The organism is Albidovulum marisflavi, from assembly GCF_025751435.1.
In the GTDB taxonomy this organism is placed as follows: Bacteria; Pseudomonadota; Alphaproteobacteria; order Rhodobacterales; family Rhodobacteraceae; genus Albidovulum; species Albidovulum marisflavi.
Genome location: NZ_JAOWKY010000004.1, coordinates 288,677 through 313,568 on the forward strand (window position 1 = coordinate 288,677; position 24,892 = coordinate 313,568).

24 protein-coding genes are annotated in these 24,892 nt (G+C 63.6%); 11 read left to right on the top strand and 13 right to left on the bottom strand.

The genetic code is table 11. The annotated features are described in order from the left end of the window. Window positions 1-20: 20 nt before the first annotated feature. The 6 genes from OEW28_RS15350 to dusB form a co-directional block, all read right to left on the bottom strand. Window positions 21-725 carry a DUF4386 domain-containing protein gene (locus OEW28_RS15350; RefSeq protein WP_263735673.1) on the bottom strand — a complete coding sequence of 235 codons (705 nt, stop codon included), beginning with the start codon at window positions 723-725 and terminating at the stop codon, window positions 21-23. Window positions 726-808: 83 nt separating this feature from the next. Further along, window positions 809-2,224 carry a nitrogen assimilation response regulator NtrX gene (gene ntrX / locus OEW28_RS15355; RefSeq protein WP_263735674.1) on the bottom strand — a complete coding sequence of 472 codons (1,416 nt, stop codon included), beginning with the start codon at window positions 2,222-2,224 and terminating at the stop codon, window positions 809-811. Further along, on the bottom strand, window positions 2,221-4,488 hold the full coding sequence (locus OEW28_RS15360; RefSeq protein WP_263735675.1) for a sensor histidine kinase NtrY-like: 2,268 nt from the start codon (window positions 4,486-4,488) through the stop codon (window positions 2,221-2,223). The genes ntrX and OEW28_RS15360 overlap by 4 nt, the downstream gene beginning before the upstream one ends. Before the next feature lie 111 nt (window positions 4,489-4,599). Next, on the bottom strand, window positions 4,600-5,970 hold the full coding sequence (locus OEW28_RS15365) for a response regulator (RefSeq protein ID WP_263735676.1): 1,371 nt from the start codon (window positions 5,968-5,970) through the stop codon (window positions 4,600-4,602). Continuing rightward, complete coding sequence (locus OEW28_RS15370) at window positions 5,970-7,046, bottom strand: two-component system sensor histidine kinase NtrB (RefSeq protein ID WP_263735677.1); 1,077 nt, start codon at window positions 7,044-7,046, stop codon at window positions 5,970-5,972. The genes OEW28_RS15365 and OEW28_RS15370 overlap by 1 nt, the downstream gene beginning before the upstream one ends. Further along, window positions 7,043-8,041: a tRNA dihydrouridine synthase DusB gene (dusB, locus tag OEW28_RS15375; RefSeq protein ID WP_263735678.1), complete on the bottom strand. Its 999-nt coding sequence runs from the start codon at window positions 8,039-8,041 to the stop codon at window positions 7,043-7,045. Before dusB ends, OEW28_RS15370 begins: the two co-directional genes overlap by 4 nt. A 187-nt stretch (window positions 8,042-8,228) precedes the next feature. Between dusB and OEW28_RS15380 the strand changes: the two genes are divergently transcribed. The 4 genes from OEW28_RS15380 (at window position 8,229) to OEW28_RS15395 (ending at window position 11,664) form a co-directional block, all read left to right on the top strand. Next, on the top strand, window positions 8,229-9,365 hold the full coding sequence (locus OEW28_RS15380) for a bifunctional 2-C-methyl-D-erythritol 4-phosphate cytidylyltransferase/2-C-methyl-D-erythritol 2,4-cyclodiphosphate synthase (RefSeq protein ID WP_263735679.1): 1,137 nt from the start codon (window positions 8,229-8,231) through the stop codon (window positions 9,363-9,365). Next, window positions 9,362-9,856, top strand: a complete 495-nt coding sequence (locus OEW28_RS15385) for a phosphatidylglycerophosphatase A family protein (RefSeq protein ID WP_263735680.1) — start codon at window positions 9,362-9,364, stop codon at window positions 9,854-9,856. Before OEW28_RS15380 ends, OEW28_RS15385 begins: the two co-directional genes overlap by 4 nt. Continuing rightward, entirely contained in the window at window positions 9,853-10,326 is a 474-nt protein-coding gene (locus tag OEW28_RS15390; protein WP_263735681.1) for a CinA family protein, read from the top strand. The genes OEW28_RS15385 and OEW28_RS15390 overlap by 4 nt, the downstream gene beginning before the upstream one ends. Window positions 10,327-10,485: 159 nt before the next feature. Further along, entirely contained in the window at window positions 10,486-11,664 is a 1,179-nt protein-coding gene (locus tag OEW28_RS15395) for an ammonium transporter (RefSeq protein WP_263735682.1), read from the top strand. Window positions 11,665-11,704: 40 nt separating this feature from the next. Here OEW28_RS15395 and OEW28_RS15400 read toward each other — a convergent pair whose 3' ends face one another. Beyond that, the gene (locus OEW28_RS15400) at window positions 11,705-12,154 is read right to left on the bottom strand and encodes a type II toxin-antitoxin system RatA family toxin (protein WP_263735683.1); all 450 of its coding nucleotides are present in this window, start codon (window positions 12,152-12,154) and stop codon (window positions 11,705-11,707) included. Between the two features lie 67 nt (window positions 12,155-12,221). On the opposite strand from OEW28_RS15400, the gene hpt reads away from it, so the two are divergent. From hpt to OEW28_RS15425, 5 genes are all read left to right on the top strand, one after another. Then, on the top strand, window positions 12,222-12,767 hold the full coding sequence (gene hpt, locus OEW28_RS15405) for a hypoxanthine phosphoribosyltransferase (protein WP_263735684.1): 546 nt from the start codon (window positions 12,222-12,224) through the stop codon (window positions 12,765-12,767). Then, a complete protein-coding gene (locus OEW28_RS15410; RefSeq protein ID WP_263735685.1) occupies window positions 12,767-12,961 on the top strand; it encodes a hypothetical protein in 195 nt (64 codons plus the stop codon). Before hpt ends, OEW28_RS15410 begins: the two co-directional genes overlap by 1 nt. A gap of 207 nt (window positions 12,962-13,168) precedes the next feature. Next, complete coding sequence (locus OEW28_RS15415; protein WP_263735686.1) at window positions 13,169-13,630, top strand: c-type cytochrome; 462 nt, start codon at window positions 13,169-13,171, stop codon at window positions 13,628-13,630. Between the two features lie 82 nt (window positions 13,631-13,712). After that, window positions 13,713-14,579, top strand: coding sequence for a c-type cytochrome (locus OEW28_RS15420; protein ID WP_412174810.1), 867 nt, complete (start codon window positions 13,713-13,715; stop codon window positions 14,577-14,579). A 143-nt stretch (window positions 14,580-14,722) separates the two neighbouring features. Beyond that, entirely contained in the window at window positions 14,723-15,586 is an 864-nt protein-coding gene (locus tag OEW28_RS15425) for a hypothetical protein (RefSeq protein WP_263735688.1), read from the top strand. A gap of 19 nt (window positions 15,587-15,605) precedes the next feature. On the opposite strand, the gene lipA is transcribed toward OEW28_RS15425, so the two are convergent. Then, the gene (lipA, locus tag OEW28_RS15430; RefSeq protein ID WP_263735689.1) at window positions 15,606-16,556 is read right to left on the bottom strand and encodes a lipoyl synthase; all 951 of its coding nucleotides are present in this window, start codon (window positions 16,554-16,556) and stop codon (window positions 15,606-15,608) included. Between the two features lie 309 nt (window positions 16,557-16,865). On the opposite strand from lipA, the gene katG reads away from it, so the two are divergent. Beyond that, window positions 16,866-19,043 (top strand): catalase/peroxidase HPI, encoded by a 2,178-nt coding sequence (gene katG, locus OEW28_RS15435; protein ID WP_263735690.1) that lies wholly within the window; start codon window positions 16,866-16,868, stop codon window positions 19,041-19,043. Window positions 19,044-19,109: 66 nt separating this feature from the next. Here the strand turns inward: katG and OEW28_RS15440 are convergent, their stop codons facing one another. After that, on the bottom strand, window positions 19,110-20,249 hold the full coding sequence (locus tag OEW28_RS15440) for a helix-turn-helix domain-containing protein (protein WP_263735691.1): 1,140 nt from the start codon (window positions 20,247-20,249) through the stop codon (window positions 19,110-19,112). A gap of 223 nt (window positions 20,250-20,472) precedes the next feature. On the opposite strand from OEW28_RS15440, the gene OEW28_RS15445 reads away from it, so the two are divergent. Then, entirely contained in the window at window positions 20,473-20,769 is a 297-nt protein-coding gene (locus OEW28_RS15445) for a DUF6477 family protein (protein WP_263735692.1), read from the top strand. A 54-nt stretch (window positions 20,770-20,823) separates the two neighbouring features. Here the strand turns inward: OEW28_RS15445 and OEW28_RS15450 are convergent, their stop codons facing one another. The 4 genes from OEW28_RS15450 to pstB all read right to left on the bottom strand — a co-directional run bounded on the left by OEW28_RS15450 (window position 20,824) and on the right by pstB (window position 24,884). Beyond that, window positions 20,824-22,362, bottom strand: a complete 1,539-nt coding sequence (locus tag OEW28_RS15450; protein ID WP_263735693.1) for a trimethylamine methyltransferase family protein — start codon at window positions 22,360-22,362, stop codon at window positions 20,824-20,826. Between the two features lie 308 nt (window positions 22,363-22,670). Beyond that, entirely contained in the window at window positions 22,671-23,360 is a 690-nt protein-coding gene (gene phoB / locus OEW28_RS15455) for a phosphate regulon transcriptional regulator PhoB (RefSeq protein ID WP_263735694.1), read from the bottom strand. Window positions 23,361-23,362: 2 nt separating this feature from the next. Beyond that, window positions 23,363-24,076 (bottom strand): phosphate signaling complex protein PhoU, encoded by a 714-nt coding sequence (phoU, locus tag OEW28_RS15460; protein WP_263735695.1) that lies wholly within the window; start codon window positions 24,074-24,076, stop codon window positions 23,363-23,365. A 10-nt stretch (window positions 24,077-24,086) separates the two neighbouring features. Next, window positions 24,087-24,884 carry a phosphate ABC transporter ATP-binding protein PstB gene (gene pstB / locus OEW28_RS15465; protein WP_263735776.1) on the bottom strand — a complete coding sequence of 266 codons (798 nt, stop codon included), beginning with the start codon at window positions 24,882-24,884 and terminating at the stop codon, window positions 24,087-24,089. Window positions 24,885-24,892 lie beyond the last annotated feature (8 nt).

Sequence of the window (24,892 nt, forward strand, 5' to 3'; positions counted from 1 at the left end):
GGCGCACGAGGCGGGCGGGGTCAATGCGCCACCGTGGGCGGTGACGACGGCCGACGCAACCCTTTCGCAACAAGCAGAAGGGCAAGGGCACTTTCGGCCAGAAGCGGCAGCGCATAGGCGTAGGCAAAGCTTTCCGCAAGCGATGGTGCCAGCAGGCGCAGAAAGCTGCCTGTCAGGTAGACGATGCCCGAAGCGAAGATGAGCCAACCGATGACCTTCGGCGCCCAATCTGCCCGGTAAAGCAAGATTCCCAGCATCACGCAGGACATGCCGAAGAAGACAAGCGCCAGATCGTAGCCCGCCGCGTGGAGTTGAAGGCTATGAAGTGCCTGCGCCGCCGGCTCAAGGACGGGCGACGTGTCGGTCAGCACCTGTAGTGCCGCAACCTGATTGATAAGGTTACCACCAAGGATCGCCGTCTGAACCAGTCGGAAGACCAAGGCCAGAAGTGCGATCGTGGCGCCGACGGGGCGAAGCAGAAGGTAAAGCAGGACGGCCAGCCCGACATCGCAAACAGCCATGATCGTGTCGGCCGCCAGGCCCAGACGAAATAGCCCTTCGTTTGCAAGGATGTTTGCCGCCGTCTCCGCCGCATCTTCGGGCACGACCAGGGCCATGCGCACGAACGCCTCGCTCCAAACGCCCGCGAAGATGATCACCAGATAGAGCAAACCGGCCCAAAGGGCTTGTCCCCGGACCAGGGTCGGCGTCTTGGAAGGCTCCATGCATCATCCTCCTGAGGGCAGGAAAGCCGGCACGGGAAGATGGCGAGAACTGATTGGACGGCGCTGCCGGAAGGGTCCGGCGCTCAGGCCTCTTCCTCCATGTCCTCCTCCTCGAGATGGGCGAACCGTGCCCCTGACTTCGAGGTCGTGACCACCCCCAATGACTTGAGTTTCCGATGCAGCGCCGACCTTTCCATTCCCACGAAGTTCGCGGTGCGGCTGATGTTCCCGCCGAAACGGTTGATCTGGGTCAGCAGGTATTCCCGTTCGAACAGCTCGCGCGCCTCGCGAAGCGGAAGAGTCGCCAAGGCACCGCCCAGGATCACCCTGCCCTCTTCGGGCGAATCTTCGCTCTTGCCGGGCAGCTCGCGCGCATCGATCGCGCCCGAGCCTTCGCCAAGGATCAGCATCCGTTCGATGACGTTGCGAAGCTGGCGGATGTTGCCGGGCCACGGCATCGTCTGCATGAGCGCTTCGGCCTCTTCGCTCAGCTCGCGCAGCGGCAAGCCCTGCGTCTTGTTGAAATGCTCGATGAAGTGCCGGGCGAGCTCGGGAATATCCTCGCGCCGTTCGTCAAGCGAAGGCACGCCGATCGGCACCACGTTCAGCCTGTCGTAAAGCTCCTGGCGGAACCTGCCGGCGGCGATCTCGGACGCCAGGTTCCGTGTGGTCGAGGAAATCACCCGCAGGTCGACGCGCACTTTGTCCGAACCGCCCACGCGGGTGAACTGCTGTTCGGTCAGAACGCGCAGGATCTTGGACTGCGTGCCCGTCGGCATGTCGGCGACTTCATCAAAATAGACGATTCCGCCATGCGCTTGTTCCAGAAGGCCCTTTTCGACCCCGCGCTCCGTCGTTTCGCGACCGAAAAGCACCTCTTCCATGCGTTCGGGCTCTATCGCGGCGGACGCGACAGATATGAATGGGCCGCCCGCGCGGTTGGAATGCTGGTGGATGTAGCGGGCCGCGACCTCCTTGCCCGAACCGGGCTGACCGGTCAGCATCACCCTCCCGTTCGACTTCGTGACCTTTTCGAGATTGGACTTCAGCGTGCGGAAAGCGGGGGAATTCCCGATCATGTCGGCCGCATTGGTGTCGCGCCGCCGCAAGGTCGCGTTTTCACGCCTCAGCCGCGAGGTTTCCATGGCGCGGCTGATGACCACGGTCAGCTGGTCGATGTTGAACGGCTTTTCGATGAAGTCGTAGGCACCCTGCTTGATCGCGGCGACCGCGATCTCGATGTTGCCGTGGCCCGAAATGATGATGATCGGAATGTCCGGGTTATCACGTTTCACGGTCTTCAGGATGTCTATCCCGTCCATCCGGCTGTCCTTCAGCCAGATGTCCAGGATCATCAACGCAGGCGGCGCCGCGTTGATTTCAGCCATGCAGTCGTCCGAGTTTCCGGCGAGCCGGGTGGTAAAGCCTTCGTCCTTGAGAATATCCGAAATCAGTTCGCGAATATCGCGTTCGTCGTCGACGATGAGAATATCGTTCATTGCTCGTTCTCCGCCGCTTCGGCGGCCCTCTCCTTGGCGCCACGCCCACCCGCGCGGGCGCGCGGCAGGCGAATTTCGGCAAGCGCACCGCGATGGTGGTTGCCGTCGAAGACGGGCGCATCAGTCAATGTCAGCGTCCCGCCGTGTTCCTCGATGATCTTCTTGACGATGGGCAAACCCAGCCCCGTCCCCTTTTCGCGCGTCGTCACATAGGGCTCGAACAGTCGCGCGCGATCCTCGGGCAAGCCGATCCCGTTGTCCTCGATGCGGATCGTGACGACCTCGGGCGTGACCGCCATAGCCACGCGCACCTCTGGCGCATAGCCTGCAGGGGCGCCCTTCTCCACAAGGGATTCCACGGCCTCGCCACCATTCTTGATCAGGTTGGTAATCGCCTGAGAGATCATGGTCGCGTCAAGCTCGACGATTACGGGATCCTTGGGCAGATCCGACGAAAGGCGCGCACCATGCAGCGCGCCTTCCTGAAGGGTCACCGCGTCGCGCATCAGCTTGGCCAGGTCGTGGTCACGCCGGTCGGGTTCTGGCATGCGCGCGAACTTGGAAAACTCATCCACGATCCGCCGCAGGTCGCCGGTCTGGCGGATGATGACATCCGTCATCTGCATCAGCGCTTCGGCGTCCTCACCTTCGACCAGCCGCGAAAACTTGCGGCGGATGCGTTCGGCGGAAAGTTGGATCGGGGTCAGGGGGTTCTTGATCTCGTGTGCGATGCGTCGCGCCACGTCGCCCCAGGCCGCCATGCGCTGCGCGCTGACCAGGTCGGTCACGTCGTCGAAGGCGACCACATATCCCTCAAGCCGACCCTCGGCGTTGCGCCGAGTCGCCATTCGCACCAGAAGACTTTCCAGTCTGCCAGAGCGTGACACCTTGATTTCCTCTTGCGCGGCCTCTCCCAGCCCTTCGCGCAGACGGCTTAGAAGCGCGGAAAATTCTGGCACGGCATCCGAAAGCGCGCGGTCGTGGTCGCGGTCCTCGTCCATTTCCAGCAGGCGCACGGCGGCGCGGTTCAGGAAGTCCACCCGCCCGTCGGCATCCAGCCCCACGACCCCGGACGTCACCGACGACAGGACCGAGTCGAACAGGCGTCTTCGCCGCTCTGTCTGGCGGTGGCTGTCCATAAGGGCCTCGCGCTGGCCCTTCAACTGCCGGGTCATCTGGTTAAAGACGCGCCCAAGCATCGCGATTTCGTCGTCGCCCGATTCTTCGTGCACCTGCACGTCCAGATCACCTGCGCCGACACGCTGTGCGGCCCCCGCCAGACGTCCCACGGGGCGCGACAGGCGCTCGGCGAACCAAAGGCCGGTCAGGATCGCCGCCAGCACGAGGATCAGCGCAAAGCCAAGATAGACCAGGCCGAACTCGAACAGAACGCGCCCCCGCGTGGATTCAAGCTGCTGATAAAGACCCACAGTTTCACGCGTGTCATCCAGGAGGCTCAGAAGCTGGCCGTCGACCGCGCGCGAGACATAAAGAAAGCGGTCGGCGAACCCGTCTAGCCTGACAAGCGCCCGGAATTCGTTGTTCTTCCAGTCCTCGATAAGGGCCGCTTCGCCTTCCACGGCGCGATCGAAGTCATCAGCGGCGGGCTCCTCGTAATCGAACAGGTAGGACCGTTCGCCGCGCGCCCTGATTTCGCCTCCGCCATCGATCACGTAAGCTTCCTTCAGCCCGCGCTGGATCTGCCCCTGCGCCTGCGTCAGCGCCTGGCGAAGTTCCGCGTCAGATAGCAGGAAGGAGTTCTGGCGGGCGGCCTCCAGGAATCGCGCCAAGGCGTTCGCGTCTGTCACCAGATCGCGGCGATGTTCCTCCTGGTAGGCTTCGGCGGCCGACAGAGAGGTTCCCACCACGCTGCGCACCCGATCAGAAAACCAACCCTCAAGCCCGATGTTGACGGTCAGGCCCGCGAAGATGGCCACGATGATCGTGGGAACAAGCGCAATCCCGGCAAACACGCCCGTCAGCCGCAGGTGAAGCCGCGACCCCGCCGACTGGGCGCGCCGCGCGGCGATCATCTGCGCGAGCCGTGACAGGATCAGCGTTGCCAGCAGCAGGAAATAGACGAAGTCCGCAAGCAGGATCAGGCGAAGGGCGGTGGAGTTCGCGCCCTGCCCCATCGGGCCAAGTGCAACGAAGGTCGCGAAGGCCAAAAGCGGTCCCAGCACGACCAATCCAAGGGTCGCGACGTTCTGCGCACGCCTCTGACGGCGAAGGCGGCTGATCCGCTCCCATGGAGAAATGCGCATGAAGCCCTGCAAGAGGCCGCCCCTGATTTCGTGCCGCGTGTCGCGGATACCGCCAACATGTCGTGGTCTAGTTTCGGTTGCGACCGATTTGCCACGCTTTGTGTTGCGATTTTACATCAACTTTCGGCGCCGAGTCACGCGAATATCGAGATCGGTAATCTTCTTGCGCAATGTGTTCCGGTTTATGCCCAGAAGATCGGCGCATTTCGCCTGATTGCCGGCGGTCGCGTCCAGCGCGATCTCGATCAGCGGCAACTCCATTTCCTTTAGAATACGGTCATATAGTCCGGGCGGAGGCAGGGTGCCGCCATGCAGGTCGAAGTACCGGCGAAGGTGGCGCCCGATCGAAGCGGAAAGCCGCTCATCGGATCCGGCCCCCATCTGTGGGCGTGCGACGGGCTGGGTTCCAAGCGCCGACTCGATCTCGGCCCGGCTGATTTCGGGTTCGGGCGCGGTGACGGCGAAGCGGCGGAGCGTGTTTTCCAGCTGGCGGACATTGCCGGGCCATGGATAGGCGCGGATCAGTTCGATCGCGTCCGGGCGCAGCGTCTTCTGCCCCAGCCCGTCGCGTGCGTCGCGCGCCAGAAAGTGGTTGGCAAGCAGCGGAATATCCTCGACCCGCTCACGCAGGGCCGGCACCGCGAGAGTCACGCCGGACAGCCGATAGAACAGGTCCTTGCGGAACTGGCCGGCCTCGGTCTTCTTCGCCAGATCCTCTTGCGAAGTCGCGATGATGCGCGGAGCGTTCGAAGGCAGCGCGTCCATCATGCGGACGATGCGGCCCTGTATCTCGTCATCGAAGTCGCCCACCTCGTCGAATACCAGCGTGCCGCCGCGGGCGCGGGCCAGCAAGGCGGACGGCCCGTCCATGCCCTGAAGGTCGCTTGCCTGCGCCGTGACGAAGGGCAGCGTGCGGCGGTCCGAAAAATCGTGGATGGCCCGCGCGATCAACGACTTTCCCGTGCCGCTCTCGCCCGTGATCAGCACGGGCAGGTCGGCGTTCATTACCCGCGCGACCAGCCGGTAGAGCGTCTGCATCGCGGGCGTGCGCCCGACCAGCGGCAGGTCGTCGCCGGGCGTTCGCGGCGCTGCCGATTCCTGGGCGGGTGTGCGGCGGCGCTTCTGTTCCAGCGCGCGCGCGGCACGCTTCATCAGGTCGGGAAGGTCAAACGGCTTGGGTAGATAGTCGAACGCCTCCGCCTCGGCCGCCTGGATCGCGGTCATGATCGTGTTTTGCGCGGAAATGACGATGACGGGCATACCCGGGCGCGCGGCGGCGATCTTGGGCAGGGCTTCCAAGCCGTTTCCGTCCGGCATGATGACATCGGATATCACCAGGTCACCCTTGCCCTCCTCGACCCAACGCAAGAGCGTGACAAGCGATGATGTCGCGTGAACCTTGCAGCCCGCACGGGTCAGTGCCTGCGTCAGCACCGTGCGAATCGTGCGATCGTCGTCTGCGACAAGAACGGTCCCGTCCATCACTCACTCCTTTCGACATCAGACTTGGGGGCGACGGGCAGCGAGACCCGGAAGATGGTGCGCCCCGGCACCGAGTCGACCCCTATCCAGCCGCCATGGTCGCCAACGATCTTGGACACCAGCGCAAGCCCCAGCCCCGTGCCGTTTTCCCGCCCTGAAACGAACGGATCGAAGATTTCCGAGGCGATCTCTGCGGGTATGCCGGGGCCGTCGTCGATGATCTCGATCTGAAGCGGGAGAGCGACGCCCGAGCCATCCTGAAGCCTGAGCCGCAGAGACAGATCGTAGAACGTATGAATCCGGATCGTCCCTCCGTTGGGCGAGGCTTCGGCCGCATTCTTCAGTAGGTTCAGGAAAACCTGCACCAACTGGTCCGTGTCGCCTGCCGTCGAGGGAAGCGAGGGATCGTAATCCTCGACGATGGTCATGTGCGCGGCAAACCCCAGAAGCGCAGAGCGCCTTGCGCGATCCAGGACGTCATGGATGTTTACGGGGCGGCGTTCCGGCGGCCTGAGGTTTCCGAACTGCTCCACCTGTTCCAGAAGCTTCACGATGCGGCGGCTTTCCGCGACGATAAGGTCCGTAAGCTCCTGATCCTCGGGCGAAAGCGACATGGACAACAACTGCGCGGCCCCAGTGATGCCCGCCAACGGGTTCTTGATCTCATGCGCCAGCATCTCGGCCATGCCGATGGCGGATTTTGCCGATGACTTGATCGCCCCGCCGCGGCCAAGCCTGTCCGCGAACTCGCGCGGCGCGATAAGAAGCAGAATGGTGTCGGGGTCGTCGGTCAGCGATGCAGCCTGAAGGTTGCACAGAACCGGCGCCCGTTCGCCGGTGCCCACGGCTACGTCATTGATGAAGACAGGCGACCGGTTCACGCGTATGCGCGCGAACGCCTCTTCCAGCGGGGCGTCGATGGCAACGCGCTCGAAGAAGTTCTGGCCCTTCAGGCTGCGGGCGGAGAGGTTCAGGAACAACTCTGCGGGTGCGTTCACATCGACCGTGCGGCCTTCGGCGCCAATGAGGATCGCGGGTATGGGCAGCGACGCCCAGACAGAGGCCGAGGCGTTCATGCGGCCCTCTGCGCGGGAAGATCGGCAAAGGTGGCGCGGATCAGGTCGCGCACTTCCTCCGGCTGCGACGCGACCATCATCCGGGCGCGAAGATCGGGTCGCGCTCGGGCTTCGTCCGCGTACCAGCCCAGGTGCTTGCGCGCGATCCGGAGCCCCAGCTCGGGCCCATAGAAATCCAGCATGTCGTCGTAATGGCCAAGGATCATCTCGGCGCGCGCGGCGGCTTCGGGGATGGCCGGGGTCGGTCGACCGAACAGCGCCGCCGCGATCTCGGCAAGGCGCCATGGCGCGCCTTGGGCGCCCCGCCCGACCATCACGCCATCGGCCCCCGAATGGGCCAATGCCAGGGCAGCGTCCTTGGCGGAACAGATGTCTCCGTTGGCGATGACCGGGATCGAAACCGCCGACTTGACGGCCCCAATGGCGCCCCAGTCCGCCTGTCCCTTGTAGAATTGCTGCCGCGTCCGCCCGTGCACCGTGATCATGCGCACGCCCGCACCTTCGGCCCGGCGTGCCAGTTCAGGCGCGTTCAGACAATCCGCGTCCCACCCAAGCCTGCACTTCAGCGTGACGGGCAGGTCTACGGCCTCGACCACGGACTCGATCAAGGTGAGCGCGTGGTCAAGATCGCGCATAAGCGCCGACCCCGACATGCCGCCGGTTACCTTCTTGGCAGGGCAACCCATGTTGATGTCGATCACAGAGGCGCCCATATCCGCCACAAGGCGCGCCGCTTCACCCATCGCGCGCGCTTCGCGCCCGGCCAGCTGCACCGAGGTCGTAACTTTGGCGTCACCCAGACCCAGGTCGGTACGCGCCTTGGCACGGACCGATGGTTTCGCGGTCAGCATCTCACCCGAGGCGACCATCTCGGACACGACCAACCCGGCCCCGAAAGACGCGACCAGTCTGCGAAACGGAAGGTCCGTGATCCCGGCAAGCGGAGCCAGGAACACGGGCGGGTCAAGTGTCACGGTGCCAACGGCGATCGCCACGATCTTTCCTTTCAGCTTCGGTGTCTGGCTACCGTCGCGGGGGCGCGGCCGCAATGGACCATGATTACGATTTGGGCAGCGTTTCCCACTTGCACAATTTTTAATCAACATGGAAGGGCGAATTGCGACATTACCGGCATTGTAAGCACCCACGCTCCGCACTAGACCACCAGAAAAGGAGGACCGGATGCCGGCCACAAGGGACAGGACAGCAGCCGTGATCGTGGCCGCGGGGCGCGGCCTGCGCGCGGGCGGCGAGCAGCCCAAGCAGTGGCAGGCGCTGGCCGGAACGCCCGTTGTTCTTCACGCTGTTGCAGCCTTTGCGGACTTCGCCCGTGTTGTCGTCGTGATTCATCCCGATGACATGACAACCGGAGTTGCGCTTCTTGGGGGACGCGTGACCCTGGTCGCCGGTGGCGCGACCCGGTCGGAAAGTGTGCGCAACGCGCTTGAGGTTCTGGACGAATCGGGCGTGGACCATGTGCTGATCCACGACGGCGCGCGGCCCGTCGTGCCGCGGTCGCTGATCGACCGGGTTCTCGGCGCCTTGGGCAAGGCCGCGGCGCCTGCCCTGCCCGTGACCGACGCGCTATGGCGGGGCGAGCAGGGCGCGGTTTCCGGCGCCGTTTCGCGTGACGGCCTTTATCGGGCACAGACGCCACAGGGTTTTACGCTCGCCGAAATTCTTGCGGCGCATCGTGCGCACCCCGGCGGCGCAGCGGATGATGTCGAGGTCGCGCGCGCGGCCGGTATGGATGTTGCCATCGTCCCGGGCGCTGAAGAGAATATGAAGATCACCTGGCCGGAGGATTTCGCCCGCGCCGAACGCTTCCTGGGGGGCCGCATGGATGTTCGACTAGGCAACGGTTTCGACGTTCATGCCTTCTGCGAGGGCGATCACGTCACGCTATGCGGTGTGCATGTGCCGCACGAAAACGGCCTTCTGGGCCATTCCGACGCTGACGTGGGAATGCATGCGCTGACCGATGCCATCTACGGCGCTCTGGCGGACGGAGACATCGGGCGGCACTTCCCGCCCTCGGACCCGCAGTGGAAGGGCGCGGCAAGCGAGATATTCCTGAAGCACGCAGCGGACCGTGCGCGGTCCCGTGGCTTTGCCATATCAAATGCCGATGTGACCCTGATCTGTGAAACGCCCAAGATCGGACCGCATTCCGCAAAGATGCAGGCCGAATTGGCGCGCATCATCGGCATCGAGGCCGAAAGGATCTCGGTCAAGGCCACGACCTCGGAAAGGCTGGGATTCACCGGGCGCAAGGAAGGGATCGCGGCGCTTGCCACCGCGACGCTGGTGAAGGCATGAAGGGGGCGTCGGTCATCGCCACTTTCCTGGGCACCGGGCTGATGCGGCCCGCGCCCGGCACCTGGGGATCGCTTGCAGCGCTGCCCGTCGCCTGGGCGCTGATGACGCTGCTGGGGCCGCTCTGGCTGATCCCGGCGGCGGCTTTCGTCTTTGTCGCCGGCTGGTGGGCCACGGTCGTGGAAACCCGGGGGCAGGACGACCACGATCCCTCCGAGATCGTGATCGACGAAGTCGTCGGTCAGTGGATCGCGTTGTTCCCCGTCGCCCTCGGGGTTGCGCATACCGGGGCGGGCCTGCTTGACCTTTGGCCCGGATGGATAGCGGCCTTTTTGCTGTTCCGCCTGTTCGACATCTGGAAGCCCTGGCTTGTCGGCCGGGCGGACCGGCGGGGCGATGCCTTGGGGGTCATGCTGGACGACGTGTGGGCCGGTGTCTTCGCAGCCATCGGCGTGACCGTACTGGCCGTCGTGGCGCATGGGGTACTGATGTGACCCGGGCCGAGTCTATCCTGTCGCTGGCGCGGCGGAAGGGTGTGATGATCGCCACCGCCGAAAGCTGCACCGGGGGCATGGTCGCCGCGGCACTGACGGACGTCGCCGGATCCTCGGACATTTTCGATTGTGGGTTCGTCACCTATTCGAACGCCGCGAAGGTGTCGATGCTGGGGGTTTCGGATCGGACGCTTGAGGCGCATGGCGCGGTCAGTGAACCGGTTGCGCGCGAAATGGCTGACGGGGCGCTTGAACGGTCGCGCGCGGCCCTTGCCGTTTCCGTCACCGGCATCGCGGGGCCGGGAGGATCGGAGTTCAAGCCCGAGGGCCGCGTCTGCTTCGGCCTGGCGGTCCGGGGCCGCCCGACCACCGTCGAAACCGTGGAATTCGGCGCGCTCGGCCGAGGCGCGGTGCGCGGCGCAAGCGTCGATCACGCGCTGGACCTCCTGATCCGGTCCCTGTCCGATTAGTTTCCAAACCGCCAGTTATCAAAGCAACGCGAGGTCGCTGCCGCCCAATTATGCGGCAGTTCGATAACTGCTGCCGTTTCGGGCAGCTTCAGTCGCATTTGCCGTTTTCTTTTGCCGCGAACCACGCTTACCCGGCGCGGACTTCTTGGGAGGACGGAAATGAACGGTGCGGATACGGCCTGGATCATCGTGGCGACGGCTTTTGTCTTGATGATGACCCTGCCAGGGCTGGCCCTTTTCTACGGCGGTTTGGTTCGGGCTCGGAACGTCCTGAGCATCTTCATGCAATGCTTCGCGATCGCCTGCCTTATGAGCATTCTCTGGCTGGTCGTCGGCTATTCGGTCGCCTTCGGCGGTGAAGGAACCTTCTGGGGCGGGCTTGGGCGCGCCTTCCTTGTCGGCGTGGATGCGACCACCCTGCGCGGCAACCTGCCCGAGATCCTGTTCTTCGCCTTTCAGATGACCTTTGCGATCATCACCCCTGCCCTTTTCCTCGGCGCCTTCGCCGAACGCGTCAACTTTGCCTTCGTGCTTCTGTTTTCCGCGCTCTGGATGGTCCTGATCTACGCCCCCGTCGCGCATTGGATCTGGGGCGGCGGGTTCCTGTCCGATGGCGGCATCTTCGGCGCGGTCGGAACCAGGGATTTCGCGGGCGGGATCGTGGTACACGAAACCGCCGGGCTTGCCGCGCTGCTGCTGGCGGCCGCGGTCGGCCCGCGAAAGAACAGCACCACGCCCCCGCATAATCCGGGCATGGTGGCGATAGGTGCCGGGCTTCTGTGGGTTGGCTGGTTCGGCTTCAACGGAGGCTCCGCCCTGGCGGCGGACGGAGCAGCGGCGATGGCGCTGACCGTCACGCATATCTCTGCCGCTGCGGCTTCTCTCACTTGGGTGCTGTGGGAACGGATCAAGTTCGGTCGGGCCTCGCTGGTCGGTCTTGTGACGGGCACGATCGCGGGCCTCGCGTCGATCACCCCCGCCTCGGGCTACGTAGGACCCGCGGCCGCGCTGCTGATCGGGGCGGTCGCCGGGATCCTGTGCCAGGAAGCGGTTGCCTTGATCCGCAACAAGACGAAGCTGGACGACACGCTTGATGTTTTCGCCGTCCACGGCGTTGGCGGGATCTTCGGCACCCTCATGATCGCTGCTTTGGGCGCGGGATCATGGGCAGCGCAGCTTGGGGCGTTGGCAATCGTTGGTGCGTACACGCTTGCAGGAAGCTGGGTTCTGATCCAGCTTTGCGCGCTGGTCACGCCGCTGCGCGTGGACGCCGAGACGGAGTTCAACGGCCTCGACATCTCGACCCACGGCGAGCGCGCCTACGATATGAACTCCTGAGTACGACGTTGCCGGCAGGCGCTTCGCATGGCGCCTGCCGTTACCCGTAAAGATCTTGCGCGCGGGCTTCGAACGCGCGCACGACCCGGCGCATGGCTTCGTCGAAGACGACCCCGATGACCTTCTGAAGGATCGCGTTCTTGAACTCGAAGTCGACATGGAAGTCGACCTCCGCTCCGCCCTCGGGAAGATCACGGAACGTCCAGCCGGATTTCAGGAACCTGAACGGGCCGTCCAGATATTCGGTGTCGATCCTTCCCTGTTCCGGCCAAAGCGTAACGCGGCTGCCGAAGCGTTCGCGGAACACCTTGAAGGATATGACAAGATCCGCCTCCATCACCTCGGCCCCGTCGGGCCGCTTGGTCCGCGTGCGGATGCGCGCGGCGGACGTCCAGGGCAGGAATTCGGGATAGCGCGCGACATCCGCCACCAGATCGTACATCTGGCGCGCCGTGTAAGGCATCGTCCGCGTCTCGGCATGCGAGGGCATCGCTTGTTCCCTTGATGACAGTCGGCGCCGGTTTCGGGTAAAGGAGGCATGAAATCAAGGGGGAACCATGGCGCATCGCCCATATGTCATCGACGAAATGATCTCGGCCAAGGCCATCGCGGCGCGGATCGAGGCGTTGGCGAAAGAGATCACCCGCGCGTTCGAGGGAACCGAAAAGCTTGTGGTCGTCGGGCTGCTGCGCGGCTCTTTCGTCTTCATCGCGGACCTTGTCCGGGAAATCGACCTTCCGGTCGAGGTCGACTTCCTTGAGGCGTCCTCCTACGGCGACGCCATGGAATCCAGCCGCGAGGTCCGAATCCTCAAGGACCTGCGCGGCGAAATCGCGGGGCGCGATGTTCTGGTGGTCGAAGATATCGTCGACACCGGGTTCACGCTGCATCACGTCGTGAACCTGCTGAGAAGCCGGGAGCCCAAGCGGCTTGAGGTCTGCGCGCTGCTGGACAAGCCCGCGCGACGCGAGGTCCCGATCAAGGCCACCTGGACGGGATTCGATATCCCGGATGAATTCGTCGTGGGCTATGGGATCGACTTCGGACAGAGAAACCGAAACCTGCCCTTCATCGGCAAGGTCCGCTTCACGGATGACGCCTGATGCTTGATCCTCGGCATCTGCTACGGATGGCCCGATGGGCGCGCAGGCCACCTTCGGCGCGCCAGGTCGCGATAGTCGCGGGCATCGTTGCCACGGGGCTGATGCTGGCGGGGGCGGAACTGAAGGGTTGGCTTCCGGATTTCATGACCACCCCGAACAAGGTTGCCCCACCGAAGATCACGCCGCTGAACTGAGGTGTGGACAGCGGCGCGCCAATCACAAAATTGTTATTGATATCCACGGGATGCGGGACACCCGCGCAATCTTTTGAAAGGCCAAGGGCTTAGGCGGCATAACCTGCTGGTTGTGCGTCTCCTCACATGTTCGCTGCATTTTTTTTCAAGTGGAATTGTGCAGGTCCGCGGCTAACCTGACAGAGATTTTGCACAGGGAGTCAACGAATGAACAAGGTATTGTTAGCCGTTTTGACCGCTGCAGCGATGAGCGCTGGTGCCGCACAGGCCGATGAACCGTTTGCAATGCAAATCGACGCCCGCCAAGGCATCATGGATTACCGCGCGCTTCAGATGGGCGTGATGGGCGCCATGGTCAAGGGCGAGGCTGAATACAACGCGGAGGCCGCGCAGAAGGCCGCGGACGCGCTGCTTGCCGCTGCCGCGCTTGACATGTCGATGCTCTGGCCCGCGGGTTCGGACAGCGACGCGGTGATGGAATCCGCCGCGCTTCCCGCGATCTGGGCCGATGGGTCGGACGTCGGGAGCAAGGCCATGGCTCTGGTCGAGGCCGCGACGGCGCTTCAGGGTGCTGCCGGTGGTGGGATTGATGCGCTAAAGGCGGCATTCGGGCCGGTCGGTGCGGCCTGCGGCAGCTGCCACAAGGCCTATCGCAAGTCTGATGGATGACAATACAGGGGCCGCTTGAACAGGAGGACCCTGTTCGGCGGCCATGTGCGTGTCCGTGCTGAAGCGTATAGCCCTTTCCCTGATGCTTGCCGGCGCCATAGGCGCCGCGATCATTCTGTACGTCACGCGGCCCCAGGGCCTGCCCGATGACGCGCTTGACGGGCTTGTGGCGGACGCCGCGCGGGGTGAGGTCGTGTTCTGGGCCGGTGGTTGCGCCGCCTGCCACGCCGCAGCGGACGCGACGGGCGAGCAGAAGTTGGTGCTGGGTGGCGGGCAAAGGTTCCCCTCGCCCTTCGGCACATTCGTCGCGCCGAACATTTCGAACGATCCTGACGCCGGCATCGGTCGTTGGAGCGCGATGGACCTTGCCAACGCGATGACGCGTGGCGTGTCGCCGGAGGGCGCGCACTACTATCCTGTCTTTCCCTTTGGCAGCTATGCCCGGTCCACGCTTCAGGACATCGTGGATCTACGCGCCTTCCTTGCGACCGTGCCAGCCGACTCAAAGCCAAGCGCGCCACACGAAGTGGGTTTTCCATTCAACATTCGTCTGGGACTGGGTCTTTGGAAAATGCTTTACCTGGACAGCGATTGGGTCCTGACGGGAAACCTGACGCCGGAAGAGTCGCGGGGCCGCTATCTGGTCGAAGCCCTAGCCCATTGCGGCGAATGCCACACTCCGCGCGATGCCTTTGGCGGCTTGCGGCGCAACCGATGGCTTGCCGGCGGTCCCACGCCCGACGGCAAGGGAAACTTCCCGAACATCACCCCCGGCAAGCTCGATTGGTCCGAGGCGGATGTGGCAGAGTATCTGAACTCCGGCTTCACACCGGAGTACGACAGCGCCGGCGGCCACATGGCGCTCGTGGTCGAAAATACCGCCCGACTGCCGGCCGAGGATCGCATGGCAATCGCAGCCTACCTAAAACGCGTGCCGCCGATCGAATGAACGTTGTGCGATTGGCGCAACAACCCTACGATGAATGCAAGGCCCGTCCATCACCTGCTTGCCCCCGGACATGCAGGCGGTCATGAGGTGGGCCAACTGCTACGACAAGGACGATTGATATGCGCGCGTTTTCGCTTACAGGCATGCTTCTTTCCATCGCTGCTTTCTCGCCGGTTGCGGCGCAGGCGCAGTCTCTGCCGGATGGCATCAATCTGTCAGGTGAGGTCGAGATCGAGGGCCTGTCCTCGAGCGGGGATAAGGAAACGCTTTATTACGGCGATCTGGATGCTTCGTTCGATCTTGGTGCCAGCGGGCTTGGGTTCGACCTTGGTTTTCTGGGCGTCAGTGACGGCAGTGACAGCGAAAGCGCGATCTTCGCGGCGCTGACCTACGGAACTCAGCATGGCAAGTTCAGCGTCGGCATGCCGCGCAATGCGCTTCGCGATTTCACCCGGATGCCGGATATCGGTGGGGTCAAGTATCTGAGTCTTGCAACCGCCCCGTTCACGAATGGCCTTGTCGAAGACGTCATTCTGTTTGGCGACGCAGACCAGCTTGGCGCGCGCTACGACGGTGATTACGGCAATCTGAAGGTCGCGGTGTCCTATCACGACTTTGACGACTTTGACGCCTCTGCCACCGATATCGCGGCCAGCTACGAGTCCGGCATCTATTTCGTCACCGGCGGTGTCGAGTTCCTGAACGGCTCCGGCAGCGACGCCAACATCTTCCATGTGGAAGCCGGCGCGCAGGCCGACTACTACTCGGCAGGGATCGGCTTCACCACGTCTGACGATGTTCTGCCCGATGCGACGATGGCCTGGGCAAGCTACAGCGCGCTTCCCAATACCGATCTGACCGTTTCGCTAATGGATGTTGACGGGACCACGATCTATGGCCTCAGCGGCGAATGGCGCTTCCTCAACTATTCGCGCGTGCAGCTTGGTGTGGCGGATTCCACCGACGGCGACGCCATCTGGGACGCTTCGATCGGCCTGAGGTTCTAAGACCTTTCGGGCGGGGTGATCAGCCCCGCCCCAGCTTGGCCAGACGCGCGGCCCGCAGGCGCGCGAAGTCTTCGCCCGCGTGGTAGGACGACCGCGTCAGCGGTGTCGCGGATACCATCAGGAAGCCCTTGCCGAACGCTGACTTTTCATAGCCTGCGAATTCCTCCGGCGTGACGAAGCGGTCGACACGATGGTGCTTGGGCGTCGGCTGCAAGTACTGGCCGATGGTCAGGAAATCGACGTCCGCCGCCCGCATGTCGTCCATCACCTGAAGAACCCCCTGCCGGTCTTCACCGAGGCCGACCATGATCCCCGACTTGGTGAACATCGTGGGGTCAAGTTCCTTGACCCGTTGCAGTAGCCGAAGCGAATGGAAATAGCGCGCGCCGGGGCGCACGCTGGGATAAAGCCCCGGCACCGTCTCAAGGTTGTGGTTGAAGACGTCGGGCCGCGCCGCAACCACGGCTTCCAGCGCCGCCGGACCGCATTTCAGAAAGTCGGGCGTCAGGATCTCGATCGTCGTGTCGGGCGAGCGGTGACGAATCGCGCGAATCGTCTGGGCAAAGTGTTCCGCGCCGCCGTCATCCAGATCGTCGCGGTCGACGCTGGTGATCACCACGTGCTTCAGGCCCAGCGTCTGGACGGCATGCGCAACCCTGCCCGGCTCGAACGTGTCGAGGACGTCAGGGCGACCGGTGGCGATGTTGCAGAAGGAACAGCCGCGCGTGCAGATGTCGCCCATGATCATCATGGTGGCGTGTCCATGGCTCCAGCATTCGCCGACGTTGGGGCAACCAGCCTCTTCGCAGACCGTGACCAGCTTGTTCGTCTTGAGGATTTCGCGCGTCTGCTTGTACCCGGCCGAGGTCGGCGCCTTGACGCGAATCCACGACGGCTTCTGCGGCTGCGCCTGATCAGGCCGGTGGGCCTTTTCCGGGTGCCGTTCCTGGGGAATCTTCAAATCGCGCATGAAACCCGGCTCCTTTTCGCCTAAGCCTTCATAGGGCATGACGTTGCGTTGTCCAAGACCATTGCCGCAGCACCGCCAGGTCCGCCGTGCAAAAGCGCCGCAGGACGCCACGAAGCACTCGCATCTGTTTTTAGAATCATTATAAGTGTCATCCAGAAATGGGTACGGGTGCGGTTCGGATCCAGTCCTGAGGCAGGAGGCGGGGCTTGAACCGTCCGCCAGGCGTCGAAGCAGAATCCCCCAAGGACCCGTTGCAAGGCTCGCCGCGCGGCGTACATACGAAGACGACGACAAGATCGGAGGAAAGACATGGATGGCGACATCAAATGCCCGTTCTCGGGTAACAAGAAGGTAACCAACCAGGACTGGTGGCCCAACCAGCTGAACCTGCGTGTTCTGCACCAGAACCACCCTGCCCAAGACCCGATGGGCGCCGGGTTCGACTATGCCGAGGAATTCAAGAAGCTGGACCTCAAGGCCGTCAAGGATGACCTCTACGCCCTTATGACCGACAGTCAGGATTGGTGGCCGGCCGACTACGGGCACTACGGTCCGCTATTCATCCGCATGGCCTGGCACAGTGCCGGGACCTACCGCACGGCGGACGGTCGCGGCGGCGCGGGCAACGGCACGCAGCGCTTCGCACCGCTGAACAGCTGGCCCGACAACGGAAACCTCGACAAGGCCCGCCGCCTGCTTTGGCCGATCAAGAAGAAGTACGGCAAGGCGCTTTCCTGGGCCGACCTGATGATCCTGGCGGGCAACTGCGCGCTTGAATCGATGGGCTTCAAGACCTTTGGATTCGGCGGGGGCCGCGCCGACGTCTGGGCTCCGGAAGAGGACATCTACTGGGGCGCCGAAACCGAATGGCTTGCCACCAGCGACAAGCCCAACAGCCGCTACTCGGGTGAACGCGATCTGGAAAACCCGCTGGCTGCCGTTCAGATGGGCCTGATCTACGTGAACCCGGAAGGCCCGGACGGGAACCCTGACCCGGTTGCCTCTGGCCGCGACGTGCGCGAAACCTTCGGCCGCATGGCGATGAACGACGAGGAAACCGTTGCGCTGGTCGCCGGCGGCCACACCTTCGGCAAGGCGCACGGCAATGGCCCCGCGACCGCAGTGGGTCCGGAACCCGAAGCGGCCCCGATGGAGGCGATGGGCTTTGGCTGGCTGTCCGCCCACGGCGCCGGAAACGGCTACGACACCATCACCAGCGGCATCGAGGGCGCCTGGAAACCAAACCCGACGACCTGGGACATGGGATACTTCAAGGTTCTGTTCAAATACGAATGGGAACTGACCAAAAGCCCCGCAGGCGCGCACATCTGGCTGGCCAAGGACGTGGACAACGAAGACATGGTCGTCGATGCCCATGATCCGTCGAAGAAGCACCGCCCGATGATGACAACGGCGGACCTTTCGCTCCGCTTTGACCCGATCTACGAACCGATCTCCCGCCGGTTCCAGGCTAACCCGGAAGAGTTCGCCGACGCCTTCGCGCGCGCGTGGTTCAAGCTGACCCACCGCGACATGGGGCCGAAGTCGCGCTACCTGGGCGCCGAAGTTCCGGCCGAGGACCTTATCTGGCAGGATCCGGTTCCCGCCGTGGATCATCCGCTGATCGATGCGAGCGACGCCAAGGAGCTGAAGGACAAGATCCTGGCATCCGGCCTGACCGTGCCGGAACTGGTGTCGACCGCATGGGCCTCGGCCTCGACCTTCCGCGGGTCTGACAAGCGCGGCGGTGCAAACGGCGCGCGCATCCGCCTTGCGCCCCAGAAAGACTGGTCGGTGAACGAACCCGAACAGCTTTCGAAGGTGCTGACGAAGCTTGAAGCGATCCAGGCCGAGTTCAACGCGGCCCAGAGCGACGGCAAAAAGGTGTCCCTTGCGGACCTGATCGTGCTTGCCGGTTGCGCGGGTGTCGAGGAAGCGGCGCGCAAGGCTGGCACCAGCGTCGCGGTTCCCTTCACGCCCGGTCGGACCGACGCTTCCGAGGATCAGACGGACGTTGAATCCTTTGACGTTCTGGAACCTGTCGCGGACGGTTTCCGGAATTACGAAAAGGCGCGCTTCACGGTTCCCGCGGAAGAGCTTCTGCTTGACCGCGCCCAGTTGCTGACCCTCTCCGCTCCGGAAATGACGGTGCTTGTCGGCGGCCTGCGGGTTCTTGGCGCCAACGCGGGCAATTCGAAGCACGGAGTGTTCACCAAGGCACCCGGAACGCTCACGAATGACTTCTTCCTCAATCTTCTGGATATGGGGACGAAGTGGTCACCGGCGGCGGACGGCAGCTATGAGGGCAAGGACCGCAAAAGCGGCGAGCCGAAGTGGACTGCGACGCGGGCTGATCTGGTCTTCGGTTCCAATTCGCAGCTTCGGGCGCTTGCCGAGGTCTACGCCTCGGACGACACGACCTTCGTGACGGACTTTGTTGCGGCCTGGACCAAGGTGATGAACCTCGACCGCTTCGATCTGGCCTGATCGGTCGCAGATCATCGACGAAAGCGCGGCGCCCGGGAAACCGGGCGCCGCTGCCGTTTGAATGGTTCAGCCGATCATCGGCGGTCGGCTGCCGTAGGTTTCTTCGTAGTGGCGCATCAGACGCATCAACGCGATGCGAAGGACGATTTTGCCAGACCGCGCCGACCAGCCAAGCCGCTTTTCGGCGGCTTCAAGCCCTTCGAGAAAACAGCAGACCCTGAGCACCATGTCGCCCAGTCCGGGGCCAAGCTCTCGCAATGCCGCGGCCACGCGGTCACGGGCACGGGCGGAGCCCTCGCTCATGCCGTGTCCAGGTTGCGGGGCACCCCGATCCGATCCGGTCAGGAACTTGTCCCAGTTCTGGGTGACCCGCGGCCCCATCTGCGCCAGTTCGAAATCTTCGCGCAGGCGCTCTCCGGCCGTCACGAGATCTTGCGTCAGAAACAGTTCCCCATCGCGGTCGCGGCGGCGCGCCAAGGCGGCCAAGGGGCTTTCGGCCAGGTTGTAGCGCAGCCGGCGTGGGCTTTCGTGGCCGTCTTCCATGATGTTGCGCTCGGCCCAGATGCGGTGCTGGTCGGCAAAGGGCATCGACGCTTCGCTTGTCCCCCTGCCCCCCTCCGTCTCCGACAGAAGCCGCTTGAGCGCTGCGCGGCCTGCGCCTGTGATCTGATACGTTGTGACCCGGCCGGGGCTCTTCACCGATATCCAGTCCTTCAGCGCGAACACCTGCGCGATGCCGCGGTCCACGACCGCCGTGCGCACCTCGCCCTTCACGACCACGGCCTTGTCCAGTTCGGACGACACGGCCAGTATCGCGCCTGGCTCGCACAACCGGCGCAGAATGCGATGCGCCTCTTTGTTGACGGTGGCTTCGTCGACAATTTCGGGTGTCGTGCGTATCGCTGCGGTCATGTGCAGTAGGTCCTTTTCCGGGGCAGTGGTTTCGGAGGCTGTAGGTATTGAAATGCTGGTTCGCATCAGCCGCGCGTGCAGTCGACCAAGGCGGTCCAACGCCTCGTCCACCAAGGGGTCGTCACGCCGGTTTTCATAGGCGCGCACCTGTCGAAGCACGGTCGAGGCATGGCGGCCCTCTCGGCGCGCAAGTTCACGGATCGTCAATCCTTCCTCGGTATGGCGGAGATAGAGGAGCGCCTTGTCCGGCAACCAGCCAGGAAGTCGAACTGGGCATTCAACCAAAGCCGTCATCAATATAGTCCCCCGCAGATTTGGCGGCGCCCCCCAGGCCGCTTTTCGTTAACCGCGCTCAACGTGGGAAGCATTCCTTACCCGGTCGTTAATGCCCGGCTCGAAGCGGAGAATTATTGAAAAATTCTAAATATCTCTGACCCTTCCGGGCGCAGTCACGATGCGGTGCGCAACACCGACGAATCCGGCCTCACTTTCGGCGCGACGTCGAAAGGAGACTCGCATGACCGATCTGATGACCCGACTTGCCCAGATGCGCCGCCCACGCCTGCTTCTGCAGGCGGCCCGGCACGGTCTGTTTGACTACAACCGAGAACGGGACCTACGCCGCGTCCTGCGCTGCGCGGCCTGTCCCGCACCCGAGCAGGCGGTGGATGTGCTGATCGCCGAGGAAATCAAGCTTGAGGAGGTACGCCAAAGCGGCGACGCAAGCTACAACCTTGTCCGCCACATCGAGGTGCTGATCGCGATCCTTGCCGAGATGCGGCTGATACCGCGAGCGCAGGACGTTCACTCCTGAAACGAAAAGGGCCGCGCCATGTGGCGCGGCCCAAGTCATCCGATTGGACGGACCTTACATGAAGGCGTCCGGCATCGACGCCTTTTTCTTTGCGACGTATTCGTTCAGCGCCTCTTCAACGCCCGGATCGATCGCCGGCTTCTGGTAGTCGGCCAGCATGCGGGCGACGCGTTCGCGGGCCAGCTGGACCGTGTCGCGTGCGCCTTCTTCTTCCCAGGTCTCGTAGGGCTTGTAGTCCAGAAGGTTGGTGCGCCAGAACGCCGACTTGAAGTTCGCCTGCGTGTGTGCGCAGCCAAGGTAGTGACCGCCCGGTCCGACTTCGCGGATCGCGTCCAGTGCCTGGCCGTTTTCGCTGATGTCGATGCCCTTCGCGAGGTGGTGCATGACGCCCAGCTGGTCGGCGTCCATCACGAACTTCTCGAACGACGAAACAAGACCGCCTTCCAGCCAGCCACAAGCGTGAAGCATGAAGTTCACGCCGGCCAGCAGGCCCATGTTCAGGCTGTTCGCGCTTTCGTAGGCGGCCTGCGCGTCAGGCACCTTCGATCCGGTGAAGCCACCAGCCGAACGATAGGGAATGCCCAGACGACGGACCAGCTGACCGACGCCGTAGGTGACGTGGCTCGCTTCCGGGGTGCCGAAGGTCGGCGCGCCAGAGTTCATGTCGATCGAGGTCACGAAGGCGCCTGCGATGACCGGCGCGCCCTTGCGGATCAGCTGGCTGTACGCCACGCCCGCAAGCACTTCGGCCAGAACCTGCGTGAGGGTTCCCGCGACCGTCACCGGAGCCATTGCGCCGCCCACGATGAACGGAGAGATGATGGCGGCCTGGTTGTGCTGCGCATAGACCTCGAGCGCGCCCATCATGATCCCGTCGAAGGTCATCGGCGAGTTGATGTTGATGAGCGAGGTCATCACCGTGTTCTGCTCGACGAAGTCGTCACCGAAGAGGATCTTCGACATCTCGACCGAGTCTTCCGCGCGCACCGGCTCGGTGACCGAGCCCATGTACGGTTTGTCGGACAGCGTCATGTGCGCCAGCAGCATGTCAAGGTGGCGCTTGTTCACCGGGACATCAGTCGGTTCACAGACAGTGCCGCCGGAGTGATGCAGCCACTTCGACATGTAGCCAAGCTTCACGAACTTCTGGAAGTCCTCGATCGTCGCGTAACGGCGGCCGCCTTCGTCGCGCACGAAGGGGGGGCCGTAGACCGGTGCAAGGACAAGGCCCTTGCCGCCAACGGTCACGTTGCGCTCGGGGTTGCGGGCATGCTGAACGTAGGAAGACGGCGCCGTCTTGCACAGTTCGCGGGCCAGGCCGCGCGGGATGCGGACCCGTTCGCCCTGAACATCGGCACCAGCATCCTTCCACCGCTCCAGCGCAGCGGGGTTTTCAACGAAGTTTACGCCGATCTCTTCCAGAATCGTCTCGGCGTTGTGCTCGATGATCTGGAGCGCTTCTTCGTTGAGGATCTCGAGGTTGGGGATGTTCCGTTCGATGAACTTCGCGCATTCGATACGGACCGCGGTGCGCTCCGCTCTACGAGCGGCTCCGCCGCCCCTTGCACGCCGGCCTTCGCCCACGTCGCTCATGTCTGCCACTCCTTGGGTATGGTATTGGCGCACTTATTAGCCGCTTGAGCGCCGGAGCGGCTGCAGTTTCCGTCACATGGCAGGCGAAAACGACATTCCACAGGGGTGATCACGACATCGCGGCACATTGGGCCGGAACCGGCGGCGATTTGCGCGGACAGAGGGCAACACAGGCGGCTTGCCAGCGCGGAGACGCAAAGCAACCAAGCGCGATTTTGCAAGCGCGTTTCTGCGTTCGGTGCTTGTAAACGCCAAGGATCGGCTGGTGCCGTCGCCGCGGCAAGGCAAATCCAGCCTGCGCCACGTCGTCAGCCCAGGGCGTAACCCGCGCCACGGACGGTTCTGACCGGATCCTCTCCGCCATGGACGCAAAGTGCCTTGCGAAGGCGACCGACATGGACGTCGACGGTTCGGGTGTCCACATAGATGTCGCGGCCCCACACGCGGTCCAGAAGCTGTTCGCGGCTGAACACCCGGCCTGGCTTTTCCATGAGCGTGGTCAAAAGCCGGAACTCGGTCGGGCCCAGCTTGACCGGTTTGCCGTCCCGCTGGACGCGATGGGTTTCGGAGTCCAGCGTGATGTCCTCGAACACAAGCACCTCGCCTTGGGTGGCGGGGCGGGTGCGGCGCAGCTGCGTGCGGATGCGCGCCATCAGCTCGACCACGGAATAGGGTTTGACCACGTAGTCGTCGGCGCCTGTTTCCAGCCCTCGCACACGGTCGAACTCTTCGGAGCGCGCCGACAGCATGATGATCGGAACCGACTTGGTTTCGGACCGGGCCCGCAACCTGCGGCAGACCTCGATGCCCGAGACGTTTGGCATCATCCAGTCCAGCACGACGATGTCGGGCGTCTCTTCGGACACCATCGTCATGGCCTCTTCCCCGTCCCCGGCGATACGCACCCGGAACCCCTCGGCCTCAAGGTTGTAGGCAAGGATTTCGCGCTGCGCCGCCTCGTCCTCGACCACAAGCACATTCGGTTGGGCGATGCTCATGGTCAGCCCCCGTTCACACCGTGCGTCGTGACGCTTTCGGCCTTGGGCCGGTCCTCATCCGGCTTTTCGCCGGTCACCAGATAAATCACCTGCTCGGCGATGTTGGTCGCAAGATCGCCCATGCGTTCGACGTTCTTGGCGATGAAATGCAGATGCATGCTTGCGGTGATGTTGCGGGGGTCTTCCATCATGTGTGTCAGGAATTCCCGGAACAACGCATTGTACATCTGGTCAATCTCGCGGTCGCGGATCAGCACGTCGCGCGCCAGGTCGGCGTCGCGCTGCACATGGGCGTCCAGCGCGTCCGTCAGCAGGGCCACGACCGCCTTTGACATCCGGCGAAGCGATCCGGTCGCGCCGCCCACCTCCGGCATCTGGGCCAGCACGACCGACCGCTTGGCCATGTTCTTGGCGTAGTCGCCGATCCGCTCAAGGGCGGCCGCGATCTTGATGACGGACAGCACCATGCGCAGGTCAGTCGCAATCGGCGCGCGCAGGGCGATCAGGCGGGCGGCCTCGTCGTTGATCTTTTCCTCAAGCGCGTCAATCGCCTTGTCGTCCGACCGAACCTTCTGCGCCAGCTCGTCGTCCTTGGCCTCAAGCGCGTTGGCGGCTTCCAGAATTGCGGTTTCAACCATGCCGCCCATCTTCATAAGCAGGGCCTGTATGGTTTCCAGATCCCGGTCGAAAGCGCGCAGGATATGCTGCTCGGTCATGCTCGTCTCCTCAACCGATCCGTCCGGAAATGTAGCTTTCCGTTCGCGGGTCCTGGGGTTTCGTGAAAATCTGCCCCGTTTCGCCGTACTCGACCAGATTGCCGAGGTGGAAGAACGCCGTCTTTTGGCTGACGCGGGCTGCCTGCTGCATCGAGTGCGTGACGATCACGACAGAGAAGTTGGCTCTGAGCTCGTCGATCAGTTCCTCGACCTGGGCGGTGGCGATCGGGTCAAGCGCCGAGCAGGGCTCGTCCATCAGCAAGACCTCGGGCGAGGTCGCGACCGCCCTGGCGATGCAAAGGCGCTGTTGCTGACCACCGGACAGCCCCGTGCCGGGCGCGTGAAGGCGGTCCTTCACCTCGTTCCACAGGGCTGCGCGGCGCAGCGACTGCTCGACCACCTCGTCCAGCTCGGCCTTGTTGCGGGTCAGCCCGTGGATGCGCGGACCGTAGGCCACGTTGTCGTAGATCGACTTCGGAAATGGGTTGGGTTTCTGGAAAACCATGCCCACCTTGGCGCGCAGTTGGACCGGGTCCACGCGGCGGTCGTAGATGTCTTCGCCATCCAGTGTGATCTTGCCTTCGACACGGCAGATCGGAATGGTGTCGTTCATCCGGTTCAGGCTGCGCAGGAAGGTCGACTTGCCGCAACCCGACGGCCCGATGAAGGCGGTGACCATACGGTCAGGTATGTCCACGTCGACATCCTTGATGGCGTGGTTGTCGCCGTAGTACACCTGCACCTTCCGGGCGGAAATCTTCACATCTGTCGCGTCAACGGCGCGTTCTGTCAGTCGCATGTCGTTCATATCGCTCA

What these genes read in the sequence shown, in the direction of transcription:
- OEW28_RS15350 (WP_263735673.1), bottom strand. Translation starts at nt 725, where the DNA reads ATGGAGCCTTCCAAGACGCCGACCCTGGTCCGGGGACAAGCCCTTTGG.
- ntrX (WP_263735674.1), bottom strand. Translation starts at nt 2,224, where the DNA reads ATGAACGATATTCTCATCGTCGACGACGAACGCGATATTCGCGAACTG.
- OEW28_RS15360 (WP_263735675.1), bottom strand. Translation starts at nt 4,488, where the DNA reads ATGCGCATTTCTCCATGGGAGCGGATCAGCCGCCTTCGCCGTCAGAGG.
- OEW28_RS15365 (WP_263735676.1), bottom strand. Translation starts at nt 5,970, where the DNA reads ATGGACGGGACCGTTCTTGTCGCAGACGACGATCGCACGATTCGCACG.
- OEW28_RS15370 (WP_263735677.1), bottom strand. Translation starts at nt 7,046, where the DNA reads ATGAACGCCTCGGCCTCTGTCTGGGCGTCGCTGCCCATACCCGCGATC.
- OEW28_RS15380 (WP_263735679.1), top strand. Translation starts at nt 8,229, where the DNA reads ATGCCGGCCACAAGGGACAGGACAGCAGCCGTGATCGTGGCCGCGGGG.
- OEW28_RS15385 (WP_263735680.1), top strand. Translation starts at nt 9,362, where the DNA reads ATGAAGGGGGCGTCGGTCATCGCCACTTTCCTGGGCACCGGGCTGATG.
- OEW28_RS15395 (WP_263735682.1), top strand. Translation starts at nt 10,486, where the DNA reads ATGAACGGTGCGGATACGGCCTGGATCATCGTGGCGACGGCTTTTGTC.
- OEW28_RS15400 (WP_263735683.1), bottom strand. Translation starts at nt 12,154, where the DNA reads ATGCCCTCGCATGCCGAGACGCGGACGATGCCTTACACGGCGCGCCAG.
- hpt (WP_263735684.1), top strand. Translation starts at nt 12,222, where the DNA reads ATGGCGCATCGCCCATATGTCATCGACGAAATGATCTCGGCCAAGGCC.
- OEW28_RS15410 (WP_263735685.1), top strand. Translation starts at nt 12,767, where the DNA reads ATGCTTGATCCTCGGCATCTGCTACGGATGGCCCGATGGGCGCGCAGG.
- OEW28_RS15415 (WP_263735686.1), top strand. Translation starts at nt 13,169, where the DNA reads ATGAACAAGGTATTGTTAGCCGTTTTGACCGCTGCAGCGATGAGCGCT.
- OEW28_RS15420 (WP_412174810.1), top strand. Translation starts at nt 13,713, where the DNA reads ATGCTTGCCGGCGCCATAGGCGCCGCGATCATTCTGTACGTCACGCGG.
- OEW28_RS15425 (WP_263735688.1), top strand. Translation starts at nt 14,723, where the DNA reads ATGCTTCTTTCCATCGCTGCTTTCTCGCCGGTTGCGGCGCAGGCGCAG.
- lipA (WP_263735689.1), bottom strand. Translation starts at nt 16,556, where the DNA reads ATGCGCGATTTGAAGATTCCCCAGGAACGGCACCCGGAAAAGGCCCAC.
- katG (WP_263735690.1), top strand. Translation starts at nt 16,866, where the DNA reads ATGGATGGCGACATCAAATGCCCGTTCTCGGGTAACAAGAAGGTAACC.
- OEW28_RS15440 (WP_263735691.1), bottom strand. Translation starts at nt 20,249, where the DNA reads ATGACGGCTTTGGTTGAATGCCCAGTTCGACTTCCTGGCTGGTTGCCG.
- OEW28_RS15445 (WP_263735692.1), top strand. Translation starts at nt 20,473, where the DNA reads ATGACCGATCTGATGACCCGACTTGCCCAGATGCGCCGCCCACGCCTG.
- OEW28_RS15450 (WP_263735693.1), bottom strand. Translation starts at nt 22,362, where the DNA reads ATGAGCGACGTGGGCGAAGGCCGGCGTGCAAGGGGCGGCGGAGCCGCT.
- phoB (WP_263735694.1), bottom strand. Translation starts at nt 23,360, where the DNA reads ATGAGCATCGCCCAACCGAATGTGCTTGTGGTCGAGGACGAGGCGGCG.
- phoU (WP_263735695.1), bottom strand. Translation starts at nt 24,076, where the DNA reads ATGACCGAGCAGCATATCCTGCGCGCTTTCGACCGGGATCTGGAAACC.
- pstB (WP_263735776.1), bottom strand. Translation starts at nt 24,884, where the DNA reads ATGAACGACATGCGACTGACAGAACGCGCCGTTGACGCGACAGATGTG.